General features: G+C 71.5%; 24 protein-coding genes, 1 tRNA gene and 2 pseudogenes. 16 read left to right on the top strand and 11 right to left on the bottom strand.

Going from position 1 to position 22,843, the window contains the following annotated elements; all coding sequences use genetic code 11:
• From GU5_RS15425 to GU5_RS0111270, 6 genes are all read left to right on the top strand, one after another.
• A partial coding sequence (locus GU5_RS15425) for an iron chelate uptake ABC transporter family permease subunit (protein ID WP_010525670.1) occupies positions 1 to 351 on the top strand: 351 nt, incomplete at its 5' end.
• A complete protein-coding gene (locus GU5_RS0111250) occupies positions 344 to 1,201 on the top strand; it encodes an ABC transporter ATP-binding protein (RefSeq protein ID WP_010525671.1) in 858 nt (285 codons plus the stop codon). The genes GU5_RS15425 and GU5_RS0111250, both read left to right, overlap by 8 nt.
• A gap of 295 nt (positions 1,202 to 1,496) precedes the next feature.
• On the top strand, positions 1,497 to 3,344 hold the full coding sequence (locus tag GU5_RS0111255) for a phosphoenolpyruvate carboxykinase (GTP) (protein ID WP_237704721.1): 1,848 nt from the start codon (positions 1,497 to 1,499) through the stop codon (positions 3,342 to 3,344).
• A gap of 131 nt (positions 3,345 to 3,475) precedes the next feature.
• Entirely contained in the window at positions 3,476 to 4,354 is an 879-nt protein-coding gene (locus tag GU5_RS15430) for an ABC transporter ATP-binding protein (protein WP_139084431.1), read from the top strand.
• A gap of 80 nt (positions 4,355 to 4,434) precedes the next feature.
• The gene (locus GU5_RS15435) at positions 4,435 to 5,472 is read left to right on the top strand and encodes an iron-siderophore ABC transporter substrate-binding protein (RefSeq protein ID WP_010525674.1); all 1,038 of its coding nucleotides are present in this window, start codon (positions 4,435 to 4,437) and stop codon (positions 5,470 to 5,472) included.
• Positions 5,469 to 7,619, top strand: a complete 2,151-nt coding sequence (locus GU5_RS0111270) for an iron ABC transporter permease (protein ID WP_010525675.1) — start codon at positions 5,469 to 5,471, stop codon at positions 7,617 to 7,619. The genes GU5_RS15435 and GU5_RS0111270 overlap by 4 nt, the downstream gene beginning before the upstream one ends.
• 16 nt (positions 7,620 to 7,635) lie before the next feature.
• Here GU5_RS0111270 and GU5_RS16045 read toward each other — a convergent pair.
• Positions 7,636 to 9,178, bottom strand: a pseudogene (locus GU5_RS16045) (OFA family MFS transporter).
• 231 nt (positions 9,179 to 9,409) lie between these two features.
• On the opposite strand from GU5_RS16045, the gene GU5_RS0111290 reads away from it, so the two are divergent.
• A complete protein-coding gene (locus tag GU5_RS0111290) occupies positions 9,410 to 10,141 on the top strand; it encodes an AIM24 family protein (RefSeq protein WP_010525677.1) in 732 nt (243 codons plus the stop codon).
• Here GU5_RS0111290 and GU5_RS0111295 read toward each other — a convergent pair whose 3' ends face one another.
• Positions 10,142 to 11,557 carry a phosphomannomutase/phosphoglucomutase gene (locus GU5_RS0111295; protein ID WP_010525678.1) on the bottom strand — a complete coding sequence of 472 codons (1,416 nt, stop codon included), beginning with the start codon at positions 11,555 to 11,557 and terminating at the stop codon, positions 10,142 to 10,144.
• A gap of 102 nt (positions 11,558 to 11,659) precedes the next feature.
• Between GU5_RS0111295 and GU5_RS0111300 the strand changes: the two genes are divergently transcribed.
• The gene (locus GU5_RS0111300) at positions 11,660 to 12,688 is read left to right on the top strand and encodes a hypothetical protein (protein WP_139084432.1); all 1,029 of its coding nucleotides are present in this window, start codon (positions 11,660 to 11,662) and stop codon (positions 12,686 to 12,688) included.
• A gap of 112 nt (positions 12,689 to 12,800) precedes the next feature.
• Here GU5_RS0111300 and GU5_RS17095 read toward each other — a convergent pair whose 3' ends face one another.
• From GU5_RS17095 to GU5_RS0111315, 3 genes are all read right to left on the bottom strand, one after another.
• On the bottom strand, positions 12,801 to 13,748 hold the full coding sequence (locus tag GU5_RS17095; RefSeq protein WP_010525680.1) for a hypothetical protein: 948 nt from the start codon (positions 13,746 to 13,748) through the stop codon (positions 12,801 to 12,803).
• A gap of 94 nt (positions 13,749 to 13,842) precedes the next feature.
• Positions 13,843 to 14,130, bottom strand: coding sequence for a YrhK family protein (locus GU5_RS0111310; RefSeq protein ID WP_010525681.1), 288 nt, complete (start codon positions 14,128 to 14,130; stop codon positions 13,843 to 13,845).
• Positions 14,131 to 14,348: 218 nt separating this feature from the next.
• Positions 14,349 to 14,436: transfer RNA gene (locus GU5_RS0111315), tRNA-Ser, on the bottom strand.
• A gap of 126 nt (positions 14,437 to 14,562) precedes the next feature.
• Here GU5_RS0111315 and GU5_RS0111320 point away from each other — a divergent pair.
• Positions 14,563 to 15,549, top strand: a complete 987-nt coding sequence (locus GU5_RS0111320; RefSeq protein ID WP_010525682.1) for an NAD(P)H-quinone oxidoreductase — start codon at positions 14,563 to 14,565, stop codon at positions 15,547 to 15,549.
• Between the two features lie 104 nt (positions 15,550 to 15,653).
• On the top strand, positions 15,654 to 16,085 hold the full coding sequence (locus GU5_RS0111325; RefSeq protein WP_010525683.1) for a hypothetical protein: 432 nt from the start codon (positions 15,654 to 15,656) through the stop codon (positions 16,083 to 16,085).
• 38 nt (positions 16,086 to 16,123) lie between these two features.
• Here the strand turns inward: GU5_RS0111325 and GU5_RS0111330 are convergent, their stop codons facing one another.
• Positions 16,124 to 16,450 carry a hypothetical protein gene (locus tag GU5_RS0111330; RefSeq protein ID WP_010525684.1) on the bottom strand — a complete coding sequence of 109 codons (327 nt, stop codon included), beginning with the start codon at positions 16,448 to 16,450 and terminating at the stop codon, positions 16,124 to 16,126.
• 98 nt (positions 16,451 to 16,548) lie between these two features.
• Positions 16,549 to 16,998: an NUDIX domain-containing protein gene (locus tag GU5_RS0111335; protein ID WP_010525685.1), complete on the bottom strand. Its 450-nt coding sequence runs from the start codon at positions 16,996 to 16,998 to the stop codon at positions 16,549 to 16,551.
• Positions 16,999 to 17,026: 28 nt separating this feature from the next.
• Between GU5_RS0111335 and GU5_RS0111340 the strand changes: the two genes are divergently transcribed.
• Positions 17,027 to 17,698: a pentapeptide repeat-containing protein gene (locus GU5_RS0111340; protein WP_010525686.1), complete on the top strand. Its 672-nt coding sequence runs from the start codon at positions 17,027 to 17,029 to the stop codon at positions 17,696 to 17,698.
• 42 nt (positions 17,699 to 17,740) lie between these two features.
• Here the strand turns inward: GU5_RS0111340 and GU5_RS0111345 are convergent, their stop codons facing one another.
• Complete coding sequence (locus GU5_RS0111345; RefSeq protein WP_010525687.1) at positions 17,741 to 18,217, bottom strand: MarR family winged helix-turn-helix transcriptional regulator; 477 nt, start codon at positions 18,215 to 18,217, stop codon at positions 17,741 to 17,743.
• Between the two features lie 143 nt (positions 18,218 to 18,360).
• On the opposite strand from GU5_RS0111345, the gene GU5_RS15450 reads away from it, so the two are divergent.
• Entirely contained in the window at positions 18,361 to 18,819 is a 459-nt protein-coding gene (locus GU5_RS15450; protein WP_010525688.1) for a DoxX family protein, read from the top strand.
• 67 nt (positions 18,820 to 18,886) lie between these two features.
• On the opposite strand, the gene GU5_RS17940 is transcribed toward GU5_RS15450, so the two are convergent.
• Together GU5_RS17940 and GU5_RS17945 are read right to left on the bottom strand one after the other, a co-directional pair.
• Positions 18,887 to 19,213: a DUF3237 family protein gene (locus GU5_RS17940; RefSeq protein ID WP_010525689.1), complete on the bottom strand. Its 327-nt coding sequence runs from the start codon at positions 19,211 to 19,213 to the stop codon at positions 18,887 to 18,889.
• Positions 19,150 to 19,356, bottom strand: a pseudogene (locus GU5_RS17945) (DUF3237 family protein); the annotation flags it as partial. The gene GU5_RS17940 and the pseudogene GU5_RS17945, both read right to left, overlap by 64 nt.
• Before the next feature lie 341 nt (positions 19,357 to 19,697).
• Between GU5_RS17945 and GU5_RS0111360 the strand changes: the two are divergent.
• Both GU5_RS0111360 and GU5_RS17700 read left to right on the top strand, forming a co-directional pair.
• Positions 19,698 to 20,480: a hypothetical protein gene (locus GU5_RS0111360; RefSeq protein WP_010525690.1), complete on the top strand. Its 783-nt coding sequence runs from the start codon at positions 19,698 to 19,700 to the stop codon at positions 20,478 to 20,480.
• 298 nt (positions 20,481 to 20,778) lie between these two features.
• Positions 20,779 to 21,234 carry a class F sortase gene (locus tag GU5_RS17700; RefSeq protein ID WP_010525691.1) on the top strand — a complete coding sequence of 152 codons (456 nt, stop codon included), beginning with the start codon at positions 20,779 to 20,781 and terminating at the stop codon, positions 21,232 to 21,234.
• 45 nt (positions 21,235 to 21,279) lie between these two features.
• Here the strand turns inward: GU5_RS17700 and GU5_RS0111370 are convergent, their stop codons facing one another.
• Positions 21,280 to 21,831, bottom strand: a complete 552-nt coding sequence (locus tag GU5_RS0111370) for a phenolic acid decarboxylase (RefSeq protein ID WP_010525692.1) — start codon at positions 21,829 to 21,831, stop codon at positions 21,280 to 21,282.
• Between the two features lie 179 nt (positions 21,832 to 22,010).
• Here GU5_RS0111370 and GU5_RS0111375 point away from each other — a divergent pair, with 179 nt between their 5' ends.
• Positions 22,011 to 22,214, top strand: a complete 204-nt coding sequence (locus tag GU5_RS0111375; RefSeq protein WP_010525693.1) for a hypothetical protein — start codon at positions 22,011 to 22,013, stop codon at positions 22,212 to 22,214.
• A 19-nt stretch (positions 22,215 to 22,233) separates the two neighbouring features.
• Positions 22,234 to 22,779: a GNAT family N-acetyltransferase gene (locus GU5_RS0111380; RefSeq protein ID WP_237704722.1), complete on the top strand. Its 546-nt coding sequence runs from the start codon at positions 22,234 to 22,236 to the stop codon at positions 22,777 to 22,779.
• Positions 22,780 to 22,843: the final 64 nt, after the last annotated feature.

The raw sequence follows: 22,843 nt of genomic DNA on the forward strand, positions 1-22,843 counted from the left end.
ATGGATCTGGGCGACGAGCTCGCCGACGCGCTGGGCTCCGGCGCCGCCCGCACGCGGACGGCGGCCATCGTGCTGGCGGTGCTGCTGGCCGCCGCGGCGGTCGCCGTCGCCGGACCGATCTCCTTCGTCGCACTGACCGCCCCGCACATCGCCCGACGGCTGACCCGCGCGCCGGGGCCGAATCTCGCCGTCTCCGCGCTGGTGGGGGCGATGATCCTGGTCTCGGCCGATCTGGCCGCCCAGCAGCTGCCGTTCCTCGACGGCCTGCCCGTCGGCATCGTCACCGCCGGCGTCGGCGGCGTCTATCTGGGCCATCTGCTGATCGTGGAATGGAGGAGGGCCAGTGCCTGAGTTCATCGAGAGTGCGCCCCGGCGCCTCGACGGCGACGACGACCGCCCGACGGAGCCCGCCGGGGGACCGCCGGCGTCGTTGCGCGCGGCGTCGCTGACCGTCGGCTACGGCGCGCGCCCGGTCCTGGAGGATCTCAGCCTGGCGGTCCCGGACGGGCGGGTGACCGCCGTCGTCGGGCCCAACGGCTGCGGCAAGTCGACGCTGCTGAAGACGCTGGCGCGGACGCTGACTCCGCGCTCCGGCGAGGTGCTGCTCGACGGCACGCCGCTGACCCGCTGGAAGTCCCGGCGCATCGCCCGCCGGGTGGCGATGCTGCCGCAGTCGCCGGTGGTGCCCGACGGCGTGACGGTGCGCGGGCTGGTGGCGCGCGGCCGACATCCGTACCACTCGGCGCTGCGCCAGTGGGTCGCCGGCGACGACGAGGCGATCGCCGCCGCCATGGAGGCCACCGGCATCGCGGAGTTCGCCGACTCTCCGGTCGTCGAACTCTCCGGCGGGCAGCGGCAGCGCGGCTGGATCGCGATGGTCCTGGCCCAGGACACCGAGCATGTGCTGCTCGACGAGCCCACGTCGTTCCTGGACCTCGCCCACCAGGTGGAGGTGCTGCGGCTCTGTCGCGCCATCCGCGAGCAGGGCAGGACTGTGGTCGCGGTGCTGCACGACCTCGATCAGGCCGCCCGCTGGGCCGACCACGTGGTGGTCCTCGACGGCGGCCGGATCGCCGCCGCCGGTCCGCCCGAGGAGATCATCACCGCCGAGCTGGTGGCCGAGGTCTTCGGGCTGGCCTGCCAGATCACCCGCGACCCGCAGTCGGGCACGCCGAAGGTGGTGCCGCTGGCCGACGGGTGACATGTCCGGAGCGCTCCGGCCAGGAGGAGGGAGTCGGCTCGGCCGGCGCCTACCTGGAGTGCAGTACGTGATCTTCGCCACACAAATCGATTGATGTGCTGTCACGCGGCATCACCCGCTGAAGCGGAGGGGCGCGGAGCATTACAGTATGAGCACCTGCTGGATCACAGATGTGGGGCTCGGCGGACACGACGGCGTGTCCGGCGGGCGGCTCCGACTCACCGGCGAGACGGAGAGGGTCCGCCCTGCATCGCGGTGATCGAGCGGCGCCCGCAGAACCCGACGGAGGGAAACAATGGTCGCCACCGTTGCAATGACGCCCGGTGCTGACATCGTCGCGGAGTCACCGACGACGCACACAGCCCTGAACGAATTCGTCAGCCAGATCGCGGAGCTGACGACCCCCGACCGCATCCACTGGGTGGACGGCGGGGAGGCCGAGAATCGACGGCTCACCGACGAGCTCGTCGCCGCCGGCACCCTGACCCGGCTCACCAGTCCGGAGTTCCCGAACTCCTACGCCGCCTTCTCCGACCCCTCCGACGTCGCCCGCGTGGAGGAGTGCACCTTCATCTGCTCCGAGCGCGAGGAGGACGCCGGCTTCACCAACAACTGGCGCGACCCTGAGGAGATGCGCCGGACGCTGAGCGGCCTGTTCTCCGGATCGATGGCCGGGCGGACGATGTACGTCATCCCCTTCGTCATGGGTCCGCTGGACGCCGCGGATCCGAAGTTCGGCGTCGAGATCACCGACTCCGCCTACGTGGTGGTCTCGATGCGCATCATGACGCGCATCGGCGCGCGGCCGCTGGCGCGGATGCAGGAGCTCGACGCCGAGTTCGTCCCTGCCGTGCACTCGGTCGGGGCCCCGCTGGCCCCGGGCGAGGAGGACGTCGCCTGGCCGTGCCACGATGACAAGCACATCGTCCACTTCCCGGAGACTCGCGAGATCTGGTCCTTCGGCTCCGGCTACGGCGGCAACGCGCTGCTGGGCAAGAAGTGCTTCGCGCTGCGCATCGCCTCGGTGATGGGGCGCGACGAGGGCTGGCTGGCCGAGCATATGCTCATCCTCAAGCTCACCAGTCCCGAGGGGCGCACGCACTACATCTCCGGCGCCTTCCCCTCAGCCTGCGGCAAGACCAACCTGGCGCTGATCGATCCGACGCTGGACGGCTGGACCGCCGAGACCCTCGGCGACGACATCACCTGGATCCGCCCCGGCGACGACGGCGAGCTGCGCGCGATCAATCCCGAGACCGGATACTTCGGCGTCGCCCCGGGCACCGGCTGGCACACCAACGCCAATGCCATGCGGGCGATCGCGAAGGGCAACTCCATCTTCACCAACTGCGCGCTGACCGACGACGGCGGCGTCTGGTGGGAGGGTCTGACCCAGGAACCGCCGGCGCATCTGATCGATTGGAAGGGCGAGGACTGGACGCCCGACGCCGATCGGCCGGCCGCGCACCCGAACGCGCGGTTCTGCACGCCGATCGAGCAGACCGACATGCTGGCCGAGGAGTTCCACGCCCCGGAGGGGGTGACGCTGGACGCGATCCTCTTCGGCGGCCGGCGCAAGACCACGATCCCGCTGGTCACCGAGGCCCGCGACTGGACCCACGGCATCTTCTTCGGCGCGACGCTGTCCTCGGAGACCACCGCCGCCGCGGCCGGCGAGATCGGCCGCGTGCGGCGCGACCCGATGGCGATGCTGCCGTTCATCGGCTACGACGCCGGCGACTACCTGAAGCACTGGATCGAGGTCTCCGGCACCGCCGACCCGGAGAAGCTGCCCGGGATCTTCCTGGTCAACTGGTTCCGTCGCGGCCGGGACGGAAAGATCGCCTGGCCGGGCTTCGCGGAGAACACGCGCGTGCTGACCTGGATCATCGCGCGGCTCGAGGGTCGTGCCGAGGCGCGGGAGACGCCGATCGGGCTCACTCCGACCCCGGAGTCGCTCCAGCTCGAGGGTCTGGACATCTCCGACGAGGCCCTCGAGGACTCGCTGCGCGTCGACCCCGACGAGTGGAGGGCCGAGCTCGACGACATCGAGGCCTGGTTCGACCGCTTCGGCGACTCGATGCCGCAGCCGATCCTCGACGAGCTGGACCAGCTGCGCCGTCGCGTGGAGGCGGCCGGCTGATCCGGACGTCCCCAGCCCTCTCGGCGGTTCCGTCGGAGCGGCGGTCGGCCCCCGTCGCCCGAGCGGCGGGGGCCGACTGGCGTCCGAGGCAAGGTGAGGCGCGCCTGCCTTTTATTAGGTAAGATGCCCGTGTGCGAAATTCATCGGATCAGGCTCGAAACACTCCGCTCCGCGGCCGCGGCGTCTCGGTGGCCTACGGCGCCCGTCGCGTGGTGCACGACGTCGACGTCGCGCTGCGCCCCGGCGGCGTCACCGCGCTGATCGGCCCCAACGGCAGCGGCAAGACCACGCTGCTGCGCGGGCTCTGCCGGCTGTCCGACGCCGAGGGGGAGATCAGCCTCGACGACGTCGACGCCGCCTCCTACTCGCCGCGCGCCTTCGCCCGGCGGCTCACCGTCCTGGCCCAGCAGCGCCCGACGCCGACCGGACTGACCGTCGCCGACGTCGTCGGCTTTGGCCGCCATCCGCACCGCCGGCGCCTCTCCCGCGTCGACCCCGGCGGGACCGAGGCCGTCGAGCGCGCCATGGCGCTGGCCGGCCTGGAGGAGCTGGCGCACCAGCCGGTCGCCGAGCTCTCCGGCGGCCAGCTGCAGCGCGTCTGGCTGGCGGCCTGCCTGGCCCAGCAGACCGACGTGCTGCTGCTGGACGAGCCGACCACCTTCCTGGATCTGAAGCACCAGATGAGCCTGCTGGACCTCATCCGCGACCTCGCCGATGACCATGGGCTGACCATCGGGGTGGTCCTCCACGACCTCGAGCAGGCCGCAGACATCGCCGACCACGTCGTGCTGCTCTCCGAGGGCGAGGTGGTCGCCTCCGGGGAACCGGCGGAGGTGATGACCTCCGAACGGCTCAGCCGCGTCTACGACGTGCCGGTCGACGTCGTCGAGATGCCCGACGGGGCGCTGACGGTGCGTGCCCGCCGCACCGGTCGCCGCGCCGGCGCCGCGGCGGCCCACGCTGACGTCGCCCGCGTCGCCGGCCAGGATGCGCTCGCCGTGCCCGCCTGATCCGCTCCACCTCCCTCCGTTCCACCTCCGCGGGCCGGCACCAGGCCCGTCCGTCCATCCCCGACAGAAGGAATCCCTCGATGCCCTCCACCGTCCTCCGCTCCGCCGCGCCGGTCCGGCTGCTCTCGCTGGCCGCCGTCGGCGCCCTGTCGCTGACCGCCTGCGGCACCACCGACGTCGGCGGCTCCGACGAGGAGTCCTCCGGCGACGCCGGCCCCATCACCGTCACCGACCACGCCGGCGAGGAGGTCACCCTCGAGGAGCCCGCCGACCGCGTGGTCACCCTCGAGTGGGCGCAGACCGAGGACGTCGCGACGCTCGGCGGCGAGCAGGTGGGCATCGCCGACGCCGAGACCTTCGCGCAGTGGAACTCCGCCGTGGAGCTGCCCGAGGACGCCGTCGACGTCGGCTCCCGCCAGGAGCCCAGCCTGGAGGCGATCGGCCAGGCGAACCCGGACCTGATCCTGGGCTCGGCGAACTCGGTGCCGCAGGACCAGATCGAGGACCTCGAGGAGATCGCCCCGGTGGTCCTGCTGACCTCCGCGGACACCTCCGATCCGCTGGGCACGATGGAGGAGAACTTCCGCATCATCGCCGAGCTGCTCGGAGCCGAGGAGCAGGCCGACGAGGTCTGGGGCGAGTACGAGCAGACGCTGGAGGACGCCCGGTCCACGCTGACCGAGGCCGGCGCCGAGGGGACCCCGTTCACCGTCTCCTACGCCAGTGTGGAGGGCAACACCGCCACCTTCCGCATGCACGGCTCGGGCGCGCAGGTCCAGGCCCTCGGCGAGGAGATCGGGCTGACCACCGCCTGGGAGGAGGCCGGCGACGAGATCTGGGGCATCAGCGAGTCCGACGTCGAGGGGCTCAGCGCGCTGCCGGAGGACACGGTGTTCTACCGCTGGCTCGGCACCGAGGAGTCGGACGATGCGCTGGAATCGCTGGAGGACAACAGCGCCTGGACCTCGCTGGGCTTCGTCGAGCATGACGCCGTCGAGCAGCTGCGCGGCATGTGGGTCTACGGCGGGCCGGCCTCCTCGCAGCAGATCGTCGAGCACCTGGCCGAGACCGCCGCGGCGCACGCTGAGGAGAACGCTGAGGAGAACGCCGGCGCATGAGCCTGCCCGGCACCGGCACGGCGTCGTCTCCTGTCCTCGACGACGACGGGGCTGACGCCCCGCCGCGCCGCGACGCTCCGGCGCGGGCCCGGGCGGCGGCGACGGCCGCACTGGTCCTCGGCGCCGCCGTGCTGGTCGTGCTGGCCGCCGTGCACCTGACCCAGGGGACCTCCGCGGCGACGCCGGCCCAGCTGCTCTCCGCGGTCTTCTCCGATCCCGCGGCCGCCGAGGACCCCACTCGGCAGCTGCTGCGCGGCATCGCGCTGGACTCGCGGCTGCCCCGACTGGTCGGCGGGCTGGTCGTCGGCGCGGCCCTGGGCGCGGCCGGCTGCGCGCTGCAGGCGATGACCCGCAACCCGCTGGCCTCGCCGGACACGTTGGCCGTCAACGCCGGCGCCCATCTGGCGCTCACCGTCGCGGCGGCCTTCGGGCTCTCGCTGCCGATGCTCAGCTCCGCGGCGCTGGCCTTCCTCGGCGGACTGGCCGCCGCCGGGGCGGTGCTGCTGCTCGCCGGCTTCTCCGAGCAGGCCCCGATCCGCCTGGTGCTGGCCGGCACCGTCGTCGCACTGGGGATGAGCTCGGTGACCGCGGCGCTGATGATGCTCTACTCCCAGTCCACCCAGGGGCTCTTCCTCTGGGGCGCGGGGACGCTGAATCTGGCCGGCATGGACGGGCTGCTGCCGCTGCTGCCGGTCATCGGAGTCGCGACGCTGGGTCTGCTGCTCCTGTCGCGCAGCACCGACATGCTCGGTCTGGGCTCCGACGCCGCGCAGAGCCTGGGCGTGCGCGTCGCACGGCTGCGGGCGCTGCTGCTGGTGCTCTCGGTGGTGCTGGCGGCCGCGGCCGTGACCATGGTGGGCCCGCTGGGCTTCGTGGGACTCTGCGCCCCGGCGATCGTCCGGCTGCTGGCCGGCCGGCTCGCTCGGTTCGGCCGCTTCACCTGGGCCGTGGTCGGCTCCGCGCTGCTCGGCGCGCTCATCGTGCTCGCCGCCGACGTCGGCGTCCGGGCGCTGGCGGACTGGGCGGGGGAGGGCACCCTGGGAGTGTCCATCCCCACCGGCGTGGTGACCTCGCTGCTCGGCGCGGTCTTCCTCATCGTGCTCGCCCTGCGCATGCCGTCGACCGGCGGCGGGCAGGAGATCAGCGCCATCGCGCTGCCCACCGGCGTGGGGCTGCGGCGCCGAGTGCTGATGCTCGTCTCCGCCGCGGCCCTGGTGATCGTGCTCGCCGGCGCCGGGATGCTGCTGGGGGACTGGTGGTTGAGACTCGGCGATCTGCAGCTGTGGCTCTCCGGAGAGGCCGCCCGGGCCATCGAGCTCTCGCTGGACTTCCGCGCGCCCCGCGTGGGCGCGGCGCTGCTGGCCGGCGGGGCGCTGGCCCTGGCCGGCGCGCTGGTGCAGACGGTCACGCGCAACCCGCTGGCCGAGCCCGGGATCCTCGGCGTGGCCGCTTCCGGCGGCGCCGGCGCGGTGCTGGCGCTGATCGTCCTCGGCACCGGGACCTGGTCGATGTCGGCCGGGGCGACGGCCGGCTCGCTGGCCGCCGGGGCGGTGGTCTTCCTGCTCGCCGGCCGGCGGCGCAGCTCTCCGCAGCAGGTCGTCCTCGTCGGCATCGGGCTGATGACCGCCGCGCAGGCGCTCACCCAGCTGATGATCTCCTCGGCGATGCCGCATCAGCAGGCGATGGCCATCGCCTTCCTGGGCGGATCGACCTTCGGGGCCGGCGGCGACGATCTGGTGCCGATCCTGGTGATGCTGCTCGCCGCGGTGCCGGTGGTCTGGCTGCTGCGCCGGGACCTGGACCTGATCTCGCTGGACGACCACACTCCGCAGGTGCTCGGCGTGCGCACCGCCCGGGTGCGCTCGACGGCGCTGCTGCTGGCGGTGCTGCTCTCGGCGACGGCGGTGATCGGCGTCGGGGTGATCAGCTTCGTCGGGCTGGCCGCCCCGCATATGGCGCGGATGCTCGTGGGCCGCGACCACCGGTGGTTCGTCCCGCTGTCGGTGCTGCTCGGAGCGGCGCTGGTCTCGCTCTCGGACACCTTCGGACGTACGGTCATCGCGCCCGACCAGCTGCCGGCCGGACTGGTGGTCGCCGTCCTCGGCCCGCCGTATCTGCTCTGGCTGCTGCGCCGTCGCACTCCGTGAGCGCCCGACCGCGTGCTCAGCTGAAGAGCTTCAGGGCGCTGCCCGCAGTCTGCAGCACGCCGTAGACCAGCGGCAGACCGACGATCGTCCAGGGCAGCCAGAGCGGCACCGGCGGGGCGCCGGCGGGCGTGACGGTCGGTGCCGTCGGCCGGCCCGCCTGTCCGGTCGGCGCCGCCGTCGTGGGGTGCTCCGTCGGGTCGACGTGGTGGCGCGTGTGCACCGCGCGGACCAGCAGATTCGCCAGCAGTCCGACGACGAGCAGGCCGACCATGGCGAACAGCGCCGGGCGATAGTCGGCGGCGACGAGGTTCCCCCGGTTCGCCGCGGGCGTCGAGGAAGCTGTTGATGATCAGCGGGCCGACGACGCCGGCGGCGGACCAGGCGGTGAGCAGCCGGCCGTGGATCGCCCCGACCTCCAGCGTGCCGAAGAGATCGCGCAGGTAGGCGGGGATCGTGGCGAAGCCGCCGCCGTAGAAGCTGATGATGACTCCGGCCAGCACCACGAACAGGATCACCGAGAGCTGACCCTGGGCGGCGAGGAGCGTGTAGAGCAGCACGCCGCCGCCCAGATAGATGAGGTAGGTGACCTTGCGTCCGACGACGTCGGAGGTCGAGGACCATACGAAGCGTCCGAGCATGTTCATCAGGCTCAGCAGGCCCACGAACCCGGCCGCGGCGGCCGCGGAGATCGCGGTGGTTCCGTCGGCGCGGAAGAAGTCCCGGATCATCGGCGAGGCCTGCTCCAGGATGCCGATGCCGGCGGTGACGTTGCAGAACAGCAGGATCCACAGCAGCCAGAACTGCGGGGTGCGCACGGCGGTGTTCGCGCGGACGTCGCCGTCGGTGACCAGAGCGCGCGCCGAGGAGCGGGAGGGGTCGTGACCGGCCGGCGCCCAGCCCGGCGCCGGCACGCGGACCAGCCAGGCGCCGAAGAGCATGACGGCCAGATACACCGCCCCGAGAGTCAGGAAGAGGCCTCCGACGGCCGAGCCCGAGTACGTGGCGGCGTCGGCCGGGGCCGTGTCGTAGAGGTCCAGCAGGGCCGAGGAGAGCGGGCCGGCGATCATCGCGCCGCCGCCGAAGCCCATGATCGCCATCCCGGTGGCCAGACCGGGGCGGTCGGGGAACCACTTCATCAGCGTGGAGACCGGCGAGATGTAGCCGATGCCCAGGCCGACGCCGCCGATCACCCCGTAGCCCAGGTAGACCAGCCACAGCTGGGAGGTGTAGATCCCGGCCGCACCGACGAAGAAGCCGGTCGCCCAGCAGACGGCGGCGACCAGCATCGCCCGGCGCGGGCCGTTGCGATCCACCCAGGTGCCGAACAGCGCCGCCGAGAGGCCGAGCACGACGATCGCGATCGAGAAGATCACGCCGACGGCGGTCAGGCTGGTGTCGAAGTGGGCCACCAGGGCGGTCTTGTAGACGCTGGTCGCATAGACCTGGCCGATGCACAGATGGATGGCCAGCGCCGCGGGCGGGATCAGCCAGCGGTTGAACCCCGGTTCGGCAGTGATGCGCTGCAGCGGCGCGGACCGTTCGGCCAGACCCACGGACATGAGACCCCCCTGACGATGTGTGGTGCGCCACACGGACTGGGCGCGATATTACGCTGACGCACGAGGAGCTGTCGATCAGCCGGCGAGGCGGGCGGGAGGACGGGCTCCCGGACGAGGCGCGGCCGGGAGCCGTTGCTCCGGCACGGATTCGCCGCCGAGACTGACGACGAGTGCCGCGCCGAGGGTCGCGGCCTGGGCATGCTCGCACCGCCGCAGAGAGGGAGAAGAACGATGCGCAGCGAACTCTTCGCAGAATCCAACTACGAGGTCGAGGCCCCCGGGACGTTCGTCCGGCAGAACTCGAAGATGATGAAGATCGAGCTCTCCCAGGGCAGCGTCAAGGCGCTGGCCGGGTCGATGGTCGCCTACCAGGGCGGCGTGCAGTTCGAGCACCAGGGCACCGGCGGCTTCGGCAAGTGGCTGAAGCAGAAGGTGACCGGTGAAGGGCTGCCGCTGATGCGCATCGGCGGCACCGGGGAGATCTTCCTGGCGAACAACGGCGCCGACGTGCACATCATCGACCTGGAGGGCGAGTCGATCTCCATCAACGGTCAGAACATCCTGGCCTTCAGCGACACGCTGCAGGACGACATCCAGATGGTCCGCGGCGCCGGCATGGCCTCCGGCGGGCTGTTCAACACCACGCTGACCGGCCACGGGCAGGTCGCCATCTGCACCGACGGCCCGCCGCTGCTGCTGACCACCGGCGAGGCCGACACCTACGTCGATCCCGACGCCGCCGTGTGCTGGTCGGCCGGGCTGAGCATCCAGGTCAAGGCCGACATCGGGATGAAGGCGCTGATCGGCCGCACCTCCGGCGAGGAGTTCCAGCTGGGCTTCGGCGGCCAGGGCTTCGTGATCGTCCAGCCCAGCGAGAACATGCGCTTCGGCGGTCCGCAGGACGGTGGGCAGGAGCCCGGTCAGGAGAGCCCGCTGGGCGGACTGGGCAACATCTTCCGCTGATCAGCCCTGTCGGACCAGCTCCAGGACCTCGTCGCGGATCTGCTCCATCGCCCGGGCGGTGTGGCCCTCGCCGTTGAACCGCAGGAACGGCTCGGTGTTCGACGGCCGCAGGTTGAACCACCAGGTGCCGTCGGCCGCGCGGACGGTGAGGCCGTCGAGCCGGGAGATCTCGACGTCGCGGTCGGCGAAGGCGGCCTCGACGCGTGCGGCGGCGGCCTGCTTGTCCTGCACCTGGGAGTTGATCTCTCCCGAGGCGACGTAGGGGCTGTACTCGGCGGCCAGCTCGGAGAGCGGCCGGGACTGCTCGCCGAGCGCGGCGAGGACGTGCATCGCCGCCAGCATGCCGGTGTCGGCGTTGAAGAACTCGCGGAAGTAGTAGTGCGCGGAGTGCTCGCCGCCGAAGATCGCCTGCTCGGCGGCCATCACGGCCTTGATGTAGGAGTGGCCCACGCGAGTCTCCACCGCTCGGCCGCCCTCGCGCTCGACCAGCTCGGGCACTGCGCGGGAGGTGATCAGATTGTGGATGATCGTCGGGGACTCCTCGCCCTCGGCACGGGCCCGGACGATCTCCCGGCGGGCGACCAGCGCGGTCACCGCCGACGGCGGGACCGGCTCGCCGCGCTCGTCGACGACGAAGCAGCGGTCGGCGTCGCCGTCGAAGGCCAGGCCGAGGTCGGCGCCGTGCTGGCGGACAGCGGTCTGCAGGTCGCGCAGGTTCTCCGGCTCCAGCGGGTTGGCCGGGTGGTTGGGGAAGGTGCCGTCGAGCTCGAAGAACAGCGGCACGATGCGCAGGGGCAGCGCCTCCAGGTGCTCGTCGCCGAGCACCGCCGGAGTGGTCAGCCCGGACATCCCGTTGGCGGCGTCGACGACGACGGTCAGCTCGCGGGAGCCGGAGAGGTCGACCAGGCTGCGCAGATAGCGGGCGTAGTCGGCCAGCAGCTCGGCCTGCTCGACCGGACCGGGCCGGTCGACCTCCGGGATCTCTCCGCCCGCGTCGAGGCGGTCCAGGTGCGCCTGTGCGGCGTCGCGGATCTCGGTCAGCCCGGTCTCGGCGGAGAGCGGCACGGCCCCGGCCTTCGACATCTTCATCCCGTTGTACTCCGCCGGATTGTGGCTGGCGGTGAAGACCACGCCGGCGGCGTCGCGCTGGCCGGAGGCGAAGTAGAGCATGTCCGTCGAGATCCGGCCCAGCTGGGTGACATGCGCGCCGCGGGCCGCCGCCCCGGCGGTGAAGGCCTCGGCGAACTCCGCGGAGGAGGGGCGCATGTCGCCGCCGACCAGCACCTCGCGGCCGGCGAGGTCGAGGACGTCGACGAAGGCGGCGCCGACGGCGCGCACCGACTCGGCGGTGATGGTCTCGCCCACGAGCCCGCGGACGTCGTAGGCCTTGAAGGAGGATGACAGATCGATGCTCACGCCTTCATCGTAAGTCAGGCGCGGGGCCGGTGCGGCGGCGGACACCCGGAGGCGGCTGTGACGGCGCAGACACCGTCGGGATGCGTGCCCTAGACTGGCCGCGTGGAAATCATCGGAGTGATCGTTCTGGCCGTCCTGCTGGTGCTCGGCGTGCGCGTGCTCCTGGCTCGTCAGGGGCAGCGGCTCAACCGGCGGATCGAGGACGCGGTGACCCCGAAGAACGCCCGCACCGCCGCGCTGGCGCTGACCGACGAGCAGCACCGCGAGGTCTACCGCGCCATCGCCGCCGACGACGGACGCCGTGCGCTCGCGACCTTCAAGCAGGCGACCGGCGCCGGAGTGCGGGACTGCATCATCGCGGTGCAGGCGCTGCACCGCTACCCGCAGCGGACTCCTTCCGAGCTGCGGCTGGAGGATGAGCTCGCGGGCGTCTCCGACGGTCCCGAGGTCCGCGAGGAGCTCGTCGAGGACGCCATCGACGAGGTGCGCGACCAGCCCGAGGACCAGGCGCCCGACGGATCAGGCGACCCGTCCGACGACGCCGGGACGGACGCCGAGACCACCGGGACCCGGAACCGGCGCCGCGATCAGGACGACGGCGACCCGGTGGCCGAGGCTGACCCCTACACCGGGCGCATCCTCGGCCCCAACGAGGCCGGCATCCCCGACATCCCCGGCGGAGAGCGGGAGGATGACGACGCCGCCGCGCCGGACGAGGACCGGACCGAGGCGGCCGCCGAGTCCGGCGCCGAGACGGCTGATCGCCCGGAGGCAGAGGTCGACTCCGGCGCCGCCGACGGCGAGACCGCCGATGATCCGGAGGTCGAGGAGAAGGCCCGTCGGCTGCTGGCCGAGTCGGAGTTCTCCCTGGACGAGGAGCTGACCGTTCCGGAGGAGTGGACTCGGCAGGACGCCCAGGAGGAGCCGGCCGGATTCCACCTGGAGGTCCAGCGCGAGGGCGAGAAGATCACCCTCTCCCACGAGGACCTCGAGCCGTGGGTCCATGACCAGCTCTACGCGCTGCTGCGTGACGACCACGTCACCGAGGCGGCCCAGCTGCTCTCCGAGCACTCGCCGCTGACCGAGGATGAGGCGCACAAGTTCCTGGTGGTCTTCAAGAACCAGGGCTGAACGGGCCGCGACTGACGGCCTGGACCGTGATCCCGAGCCGCGTCCGCGACCGTCCGACGGGCCGCGCCGCGCAGGGCGACCCGGCTGTCGCCGGCCGCCGTCGGACCGCCGATCACTGCTGCGGAAGCTGCTCCTGCAGGTCCTCGAACTGCTGCTGCCAGTCCTCGGGCAGCTGGTCCAGCTGCTCACGGAGCTGATCGAGCTGCTCCTGGTCGATCTCGCCGTCCTCGAGCCGCTGCTCGAGCTCCTCGGAGAGCTCGCTCGGGAACTCGCTGGGCAGCTCCGAGGGCAGGTCGCTGGGGAACTCGGAGGGCAGATCGCTGGGGAGCTCGCTCGGCAGGTCCCCGGTGTCGCCCTGGTCGGTGTCCTGCTGATCCTGCGCGTCGTCGTCCTCGTCGAGGCCGAAGTCCTCCTCGATCTGCTGATAGTCGTCGAAGAACGTCATCATCGACGACGCGACCATGATCGTCATGACCAGCGCGATGATCGTGCCCAGGGCGCCGGTGATCACACCGCCGATGCCCAGTCCGCGGCCGCGGCGCTTCACCGCGGCGATGATGCCGACGATGATCGCCGCCGGTCCGAGCAGCAGGCTGAGGAGCCCGACGAACGGGATGAACGAGAGCACCAGCGCGATGATGCCGAGCACCAGGGCGGTGACGCCCATGCCGGTGCGCTGCTGCGGCCCGCCGCCCCAGGCGGACGGACTCGGCTGGCCGGCGCCGGGCGGGTAGCTGCCGGGCGGTTGAGCGCCTCCGTAGCCGCCGCCATGGCCGCCGCCGTATGTGCCGGCCGCCTCCTGCGGGGGATGGCCGGTCTGGCTCGTCGCGCCCCAGCCGGCCTGCGGGTCGTGCGGGTCGTGCGGGGCCGGATAGGCCGGCCCGGGCCGGCCGGCGTCGGCGGAGGCGGGTCCCTGTGCGTCGGCTGGCGGCTGCGGTGCGGCGGGAGCGTCGGCGTCGCGGCCGCGGTCCGGCCGGGCGCTGGCGCCGAAGGTCTCCTCGCCGTCGTGCGGGTCCTCGGGGTGCTCCGGGTGCTGGCGTCCCTGCGGGGTGTCGGTCATCGGGTCCTCCTGAGATCGGGCTCGTGCCGGGTTCTCGAGCGTCGACTCCAGTCTGCCAGCACCGACGGTCGCGGACCCGCGGTCCCCGCCCGGCTCAGAAGTCCCGCGCGGTCTCCGCGCCCCGCGCGCCGACCCTGACCAGGTGGATGCGGCGGGTCAGGCGGATCACCGGCCGGATGAGCAGCTGGATGCTGCCGATGAGGAACAGCCACGTCCCGGCGACGGTGGTGCTGGTGAAGAAGAACAACACGCTGCCGATGGTGAACCAGACGGCGATGAGGATGTCGTTGACGATGCTCAGGACCTCGTAGCGGCCCCGGATCACCAGTTCCTCATGGCCGATGTGCAGCGTCAGCGGCTGGGATGTCGCGCGATCGGTCATACGGCCAGGCTAGCCGCGCGTTGCCGAGACGGGGAGGGGCGGGACCGGCTGATGGGGCGGAACCCGGTCCGCCGCGCCGTCTGCACACCTGATGTGCCACGGCGGTGGTCTCTGCGGCCGGTCTCCGTCACACCAGGTGTGCAACGGGAGGCGGGCCGGACAGGGGGCCACGCCGCAGTGCCGGGCCGCCTGTCGGGGCGACCCGGCACGTCACAGAGCGGAGCGCGTGGGATTCGAACCCACGGGACGGGGTCGCCGCCCACCGGTTTTCAAGACCGGCTCCTTCGGCCGCTCGGACAGCGCTCCTGGGCAGAGCTTCGGGCTGTGACCACGGCCGCTGAGCGTGCCGCGCAGATGTGAAACTCTGGGGGAAGACTATACGGGAGACCGCGTCCCGGCATCGAGTCCGGGCCGGAGTGGAGGAGCGTGAGCATGCGAGCTGTCGAGTACGCCGAGGCCGGTGGGCCCGAAGTGATCCGCCTCGCCGAGGTCGAGGACCCGGTCCCCGCCGCCGGCGAGCTGCTGATCGAGGTCGCCGCCGCGGGGCTGAACCGCGCCGACCTCGCCCAGCGCGAGGGGAACTACCCGCCGCCGGCCGGCGCCTCTCTCATCCCCGGCCTCGAAGTCTCCGGCACAGTGGTCTCCGTCGGAGCGGGCAGCTCCGGTGCGGTCGGCGAGATGGTCGGCCAGCAGGTCGTCGCGCTGCTGGCCGGCGGCGGCTACGCCGAGAAGGTCGTCGTCGACGCCCGCCATGTGCTGCCGGTGCCCGACGGCGTGGACCTGGTCGACGCCGCCGGACTGATCGAGGTCGCCGCCACCGTGTACTCCACGCTGCGCGAGGAGGCCGGCGTCCGGCCCGGCGACACCGCCCTGATCCACGGCGGCACCGGCGGCATCGGCAGCTTCGCGCTGCAGTTCCTCCACGCGCTGGGCGTCACCGTGATCACCACTGTCGGCGGAGCGGATAAGGCCGAGGCGGCGAGGGCCCTGGGCGCCGACCACGTCATCGACCACCGGGCCGAGGACTTCGCCGCACGCATCGGCGAGCTCACCGGCGGCCGCGGCGTCGACGTCATCCTCGACCTCATCGGGGCGAAATACCTGGAGAAGAACCTGACCAGCCTCGCCGTCGACGGCCGGCTGGTGATCATCGGACTGCAGGGCGGACGCCGCGCCGAGGCCGACCTGGGTCTGATGCTGGGACGCCGGCTGCGGATCATCGCCGCGACGCTGCGCTCCCGCGACGCCGGGACCAAGGCGCGCTTCGTCGCCGGCGTCGGCGAGGAGGTCTGGCCGCTGATCGAGTCCGGCGAGGTCCGCGTGCAGACCGATGCGGTCTTCTCCGTCGACGACGCCGCCGCGGCCCACCGTCATCTGGAGTCGGGCGGCCACCTGGGCAAGGTGCTGCTGCGCTTCTGAGTGCCGAGACGGCGAGGCACCGGCCGATCGAGGCGGCTCGGATAGACTCGTCGCGTCGCCGAGCCTCGGCGTCGCCCGCGGAACGATCCACAGCTGGAGGTGGGATGAAGCTGCTGTCTCGGCGCCGTCAGGCGCGCCGGCTGGAGAAGGAGCTCGGCCGCGGGCTCTGGCGCCAGGCCCACGACCGCTTCGTGCGCGGCCTCGATCGGTACCACCAGATCGTCGAGGGCGTCGACGACGACGCAGCGCACAACGAGCTGGTCCGTCTCGGCGACGAGCTCGCGGAGGCCCTGCCGACCCTGCGTGCATGCTGCGCCACCGCCCAGCGTCGCTGGCCGGCCGCCGAGATGCGCATCCCCGGCGGTGCGGCGCAGCTGCACTCTGAGCTCTCTCGGGCGGCGAACCATCTGGCCACCACGGCTGAAGCCGCGGCCATGGTCCGGCTGGGCAGCGCCGAGGTCGTCGCCGTGCGACGTCGTGCCGACCGGGTGCTCGAATGTGTGGAGCAGGCCCGCGAGCTCACCGCCGAGGCCTGAAGATCAAGGGGTGTCCGGACTCCCGCCGACCCTGCCGCTCAGCTGCGACGATGCCCCGCCCTGCTGAACCGGATCGCGACCAGCGGCGTCCACACGGCGCCGAGGAGCACCGAGCCGAAGATGGCGGCGATCAGGAACCACGCCGCGGTGAAGGGCCATTGCGGGCCGTCGGCGTCCAGGGACGAGACGTTGTAGCCGAGAATCTGTCCGAAGATGGTCAGGTAGGCCATCAGGATCACCAGTGCGGCGAACGCTCCCGCAGTGACGAGGAACGGCAGGTACTGCAGGAACTGTTGGCCGCGGGTCGGCGGCCGCGGATTCCGAGAGGCCCCGAATTCCGGCGTCGAGGGCGGTCCGGCCGTCATCGCAGCCTCCTGCGCATCGGGTTTGCACGGTCACGGTCCACGCTAGGAGCTGTCGGCGGCGCTGAGAATCCTGGGGCGGCCCGCGGTCAGTGCCGCGGTCAGTGCCGCGGGATGAGCCCGGCGCGCTCGCGGGCGAGATCGACCATCGAGACCCGGTCCAGCGCCTCGACCTCGTCAGGCGTGTGCCAGCCGACGTCGTCGGTGGAGCCGTCCTGCTCGATCTGCAGCGAGCCGCCGACGATGCGGGCGGTGTAGATGATGCGCAGCGCCTGCAGCGGGACGCCCTCGCGGGCCGGGTCTCCGCGGCGGTCACCGGGGATGACCTGCGAGTCGACGGCCAGCACGCCGGTCAGCTCGACGTCGTAGCCGGTCTCCTCTCGGACTTCGCGGACTGCGGCGTCGTCAGGATGCTCGCCGGGCTCGACGCCGCCGCCCGGCAGCGTCCATCCGCCGCCCAGGGTCTCGTGGTGCCAGTGGGGCAGCAGCATCCGTCCGGCGTCGTCGGTGATGACCGCGTAGGCGGCAGGTCTGATGTCCACGCCGGGCACTGTAGCACCGGGCGGTAGGCTCGCGGTCATGAGCTCGGCAGCGCACGACGACACTCCCGCACCGCCGCAGATCGACCTGGTCGAACCGCGTGAGCTGGCTGTCGGTGACGTCGACCAGCTCGCCCGTCTCGGCCAGGCCGAGGGGCTGCGCTTCGCCGGCGGGACGCTGGCCGACGTCGATCTGGCCGGTGGCAGCATCGTGGAGTGCCGCCTCGACGGAGTGACGTTCGACGGCGTCGACCTCACCGGCGCGACGGTGGCCGAGTCGGTGATCACCGGGCTGGGCGCGGCGCATCTCGACGCCCGCCGCACCACCTGGCGGGACGTGGAGATCGCGGATAGCCGGATCGGCGCGGCCGAGCTCTACGACGCCGGACTCGACGGGGTGCGGATCAGCACGAGCAAGCTGGATCTGGTCAATCTGCGCGGTGCCCGGATCGCCGACGTCGACCTCGTCGACACTCATCTTGTCGAGCTCGATCTGGGCGGAGCCGAGGTGACGCGTCTGCGGCTGCGCGGATGCCGGGTGGACACGCTGGATCTGACCGACGCGCGGCTGGCCGACGTCGACCTGCGCGGTGCGCGGCTGAGCCGGATCGTCGGGCTGGACCGGATCGGCGGGGCGGTGATCAGCCCCGAGCAGCTGGTCGAGCTCGCCGGGTCCTTCGCCGCGCAGCTGGGCGTGCGCGTGGTGGAGTGAGGCGCGCGTCCACGGTCAGCGCACTTGTCGCTCGCCTGCCGGTCAGGAGTCGTGGCGCCGGTAGACCGGGCCCAGCTTCTCGTCGGGGTCGAGGCGTTCGAGCATGGCCTCGGTGATCTCGCCGAGCTGGTCGAGCTGCTCGTCGGTCAGCGCATCGATGACGTGATGCCGGACGGTCTCCACGTGGCCGGGTGCGGCCTCGCGGACGGCCTGCCAGCCGCTCTCGGTGAGTCGCGCGTAGGTGGCGCGCGCGTCGTCGGCGCCGTGGTGGCGCTCCACCAGCTCGCGGCCTTCCAGGCGGCTGACCACGTGGGACAGGCGGGGGAGCGTGGCATTGGTCTGCGCGGCCAGCTCGCTCATCCGCAGCGACCGCTCCGGCGACTCGGAGAGCATGGCCAGCACGTAGTACTCGAAGTGGGTCAGCCCCGAGTCCCTTCGCAGCTGGGCGTCGAGGATCCCGGGCAGCAGCTCCAGCACGGCGGTCAGCCGCACCCAGGTGGCCAGCTGCCGCGAATCCAACCATCGATCGTCCACACCACGATTCTCTCCGATGACGGTTGTCGGAACAACCTCACCCTGTCTAGGGTTGTTCCGACAACTTTCCGGGGCGTCTCTGGTCCATGCCCGGCCCCGGAACCGCCGATGAAAGGAATCCCCGCCCGATGCGTCTCCTCGTCAATCCCTCGTCCGCCTCGCCGATGCTCGCCGACCTGGGCCTGCTGATCGCCCGCGTGGTGCTCGGCGTCGTCCTCATCGCCCACGGCTGGCAGAAGTTCCATGAGTGGACCGTCGCCGGCACGGCCGAGTCCTTCGCCGGCATGGGCGTGCCGATGGCATCGGCGGCCGCCGCCGTCGCGACCTGGGTGGAGCTGATCGGCGGGGCGATGCTCGTCGTCGGGCTGCTGACCCGGCTGGCCGCGCTCTGCGCCGCCGTCGTGATGCTCGGCGCGGCGATCTTCGTCCACCTGCCGAATGGACTCTTCGTCGACCAGGGCGGTGCGGAGCTGGTTCTGGCGCTCTTCGCCGGGCTGGTGCTGCTCGTCGTCCGCGGCGGCGGCCGGGTCGGCCTCGACGCCGCGCTCTCCCGCGGCGGCGCGCGTCAGCCGGTCGCGGCCCGCTGAACACCCGGTCCGCGGCGGGGGCGACGTCGGCGACGCCGAGCCGTCGCGGGCTGTGCCGGGCCGGCGGTCAGTCGAGGCGGAAGACTCCGAGTTGCATCGCCTCAGGCGTGCCGGTGCCGTGGGCGACGAACAGCCGCTCGTTCATCCAGGACAGGTCCGGGTCGGCCGTGGTGAACCGCGTCTGGAGGCGGAAATGGATCCGCTCCGGAGGGACCGGCTCTCCTTCGACGATCGCCCGGATGTCCTCCGCCCGGCCGACGCGGATTCCGGTGTTCCGGACCCCGATCTGTGCGCCGTCGTCCGTCTCCAGGGAGTAGGGGCGTCCAGCTCGGTCAGAGCCGACGAGGCGAGACGCTTGTCGTCGGCGCCGATCGGCAGCATGCGCCCGCTGCACGCCGGTCCGGTGACCGTGCCGCCGAGGATGGGCATCATGCGGCGGTGTCCAGTCGGGGCCGGGCCGAGGTCCACCGGCTCTCCGACCTCGATCCCGATCTGCATCACGAAAGTCAGGGGTGGGGGCTGCAGGGCGCTCCTCAGCTCGTCTGGTCGACGAACCCGGAGGGCAGTTCGCCGAGTGCGACCGAGGCTGCCGTCTCATCGTCGCCCCGTCCTGCTCGACGGCTCCGGGTGCCGCCACGCTCTCCTCTGCGGCGCGCTGACGCTGAGCGTCCCGGATGGTCGATGCCGCCGCTTGCGCCGAAGCGGTGATCCGTGAGCTGTCCGTCAGGGCGGGGATCCGAATCTGAACGAAAAAAATCAGCGTCGGTCCAATCCGCTCGAGGCATTGCGACGAACACCACACGCGAGCACGCTCGCAGTGGTCGGCATGAAAGATACTCATGCCGATTCCCGACCGCAATGATGAGGAGAAATCCGCAATGCGCAAATCAGCTTTCTTCGCAGTTCCGGCCCTGGCGATGGCGGGCCTCGCCATGAGCGCCGCGCCGGCGATGGCCGACACTGCCGAACAGGAGTCCTGGTCGGTGCAGACCTCGCTGTCCGAGGTCAACGGCAGCGGCACCTCGGGTGAGGCCATGATCGACATCCACGGCAACGAGGCCACCGTGTCGATGAACGTCGCCGGTGCCGCCGAGACGTTCCAGGACGGCCCCTTCCCGCATGCCCAGCACATCCACATCAGCGGCCAGGGCATGTGCCCGACCATGGACGCCGACGAGGACGGCGACGGGGTGGTCAGCACTCCGGAGGGCCAGCCCTCCTACGGGGCCATCGGCACCTCGCTGACCCTGGAGGGCGACACCAGCGCGGACTCCGCGCTGGCCGTCGAGCGCTACCCCGGCGGTGCTGAGTACACCTACGAGCGCACCTTCGAGCTCAACGACGACACGTTGGCCTCCATCGAGGACGGCAGTGCCGTCGTCGTGGTCCACGGCGTGAACCCGGAGCTGCTCTCGAGCGAGGCGCAGGAGAAGATGAGCCCGCTGAACGAGGACCTGCCGCTGGCTGCCACGGCTCCGGCCGCCTGCGGCACGCTGACCGCCTCGCAGATGGAGGAGATGCCTGAGGGCGGTGCCGACACCGGTTCGCCGGTGAACACCGATGAAGGCTCGACCATGGCGCTGGCCGGTGCCGGCGCGCTGGGCCTCGCCGCAGTCGGCGGCGGAGCCTGGGCTCTGCACCGCCGCTCGGTCCGCTCCTGATCTCCGGTGACCAGACAGGACGATCGGTATCATGAGTGATGTTGTCACCGCGTCCCGCCGCGCAGGCCTTGTCGTCTGCGCGGCGGGCGCCGTCCTGCTCCTCGGCGCCTGCTCATCGTCGACCGGGATCGAGTACTCGGATCCGGTGAGCTCGTCCCCCTCGGCTGCAGAATCCTCGGAGTCCTCGCCGTCCGCACCGTCGGCCGGAGCCTCCGACGGGGCCGGCTCGAGCACATCGGCGAACCCATCGAGCCCGGCCGACACCCCGAGCCCGAGCGACGCCCCGGCTCCCGAGGCGATGGACGCCTCTGAGCCCGCGACGATCGCGATCCCCGGGCTCGACGTGACCTCCGAGGTCATGGAGCTGGGTCTGCAGGAGAACGGCGTCATCGAGGTTCCGCCGTATGGGGGCGGATCGCCGGCCGGATGGTTCACCCGCAGTCCGACACCCGGCGAGCGCGGCCCGTCGGTCATCCTGGGGCATCGGAATGCCTATGAGGGTGGTCCCGGGATCTTCGCGGAGCTGCCGAGCATGGAGGTCGGCGACAGCGTCGAGATCACTCGCGACGACGGGTCCACCGCGCGTTTCACCGTCTACCGCACCGAGCAGTTCTCCCAGGAGAACTTCCCGACGCTGGAGGTCTACGGCAACACCGCGGGCCCGGAGCTGCGCCTGATCACCTGCGACGGGCTCAACGAGGAGACCGGAGCGCTCGAGGACAACTTCATCGCCTACGCGAAGCTGCAGCCCTGAGATGTGGTCGTGTCGAGGACGCCGCGTCGTCGACACCCTGCGAGATCAGTTCGTGCGGTCGGCGAACTCGTCCGGCAGGTCCCCCGGAGCGACGGAGACCACCGTCTCGTCGTCGGCTCCGACGTATTCGAAGAGGGTGATCCGGGCGAACTCCGGGACGACGAAGATCGGGTAGGTCGGTCCGGCGTCGCGGAAGGCTCGCATCTCCTCCAGGTGATCGTTCTGGTACAGCACGGTCTTCGACCCGTCCTGCTCGATCCACTGCGGGAAGAAGATGGTGCCGTGGAGGCGGCGCTTGCCGGGCAGGACGTTGACCACGACCGACGTGCCGGTCGGTTCGTTCCAGGAGACCTTGAAGACATCGTCGTCGAGCTGGACCAGGTCGATCTCCTGGTCCTTGACCCAGCGGCCGCCGACCATGCCGCTGTGGATCCGGTAGTCGATGGTCGTGGCGTTCTTGACGTACATCTCGTACTGCCAGCCGTTCGCGTAGGTGTAGATGAACCGGTGGCCGACCAGGCCGGAGAGGTCCTGCGGCGGAACGGGGTGCTCGACGGTGGTCTCAGCGGCTCCATTGCTGTGGTCTGTCATGTCCATGGCAGTCAGTCTGCCACTCTGGACCAGGTCTGTCGCATGATCACCCGCAGTTCATGGGCGCAGCTTGCCCGACACATGTTCCACGTGCTTCCGTGGTGAACGCGCCGGATGTCGAGAACCTCGATGTCGGTCTGCACCGGGTGTTCGACTGTGCCGGCACGCCGACAGGAGGATCAACCATGCGGAATCTCGTGAGTGGACTGGCGCTGGGCTTCGCCCTCGGCCTGCTGCTGAGCTCGGCGGCGAGTGCACTGGACGGCGAAGGGATGCCCTGGGTCGAGCTGTCCCTCGCGGCGGTGCTCCTGGGAGGGATCGTGGCCGAGGTTCTGCGAGTCCGTCGAGCCGAGGCGCAGGAGCGGGCGAAAGCTTCCCTCGACGCGTGAATCCGGAATGGAGGCGTGTGTGACCGTCGAAGCGGTGCACCATGCTGCGTTGACGGCGCCGGACATGGAAAGGGTTCGAGGACTGTTCGACGACGAGTACCGGTCGAACCTCGGGCCCTGGAACCCCGACCAGCCGTACGGCTATGCGCCGCATGATGTGCACGTTGTCGCTCGGCACGGTGAGGACGCCGTGGGGCATGTCGGGTGGGCACGTCGTGTCATCGATGTCGGGGGTGCGGAGGTGGTGATCGCAGGCGTCGGCGGCGTGCTGGTCTCCTGCTCCTGGCGGGGTCGGCGACTGGGGGAGCGACTCATGTCTGCCGCCGCACAGTCGATGCAGGCTGCGCAGGACATCGATTTCGGGTATCTCGGCTGCCATGAAGGTGTCGTGCCGTTCTACACCGCGTGCGGGTGGCGGCGGATCACCGCGGTCGAGCACTTCATCGGTCGGGATGGGGCCCCTGCGGTGGAGGAGGCGGAGGCGCCGTTGTTGGTTCTGCCGATCCGCCGACCCGTCGAGGAATGGCCGGGCGGTGAGATCGATCTGCGCGGTCGAGCATGGTGAGCACCGGACGCCGACCGCGTCCTGGTGAGCCCTTCGGGCGAAGCGGCCCACCAGGGACGGCCGA

It is taken from the genome of Nesterenkonia sp. F, assembly GCF_000220985.1.
Taxonomy (GTDB): domain Bacteria; phylum Actinomycetota; class Actinomycetes; order Actinomycetales; family Micrococcaceae; genus Nesterenkonia.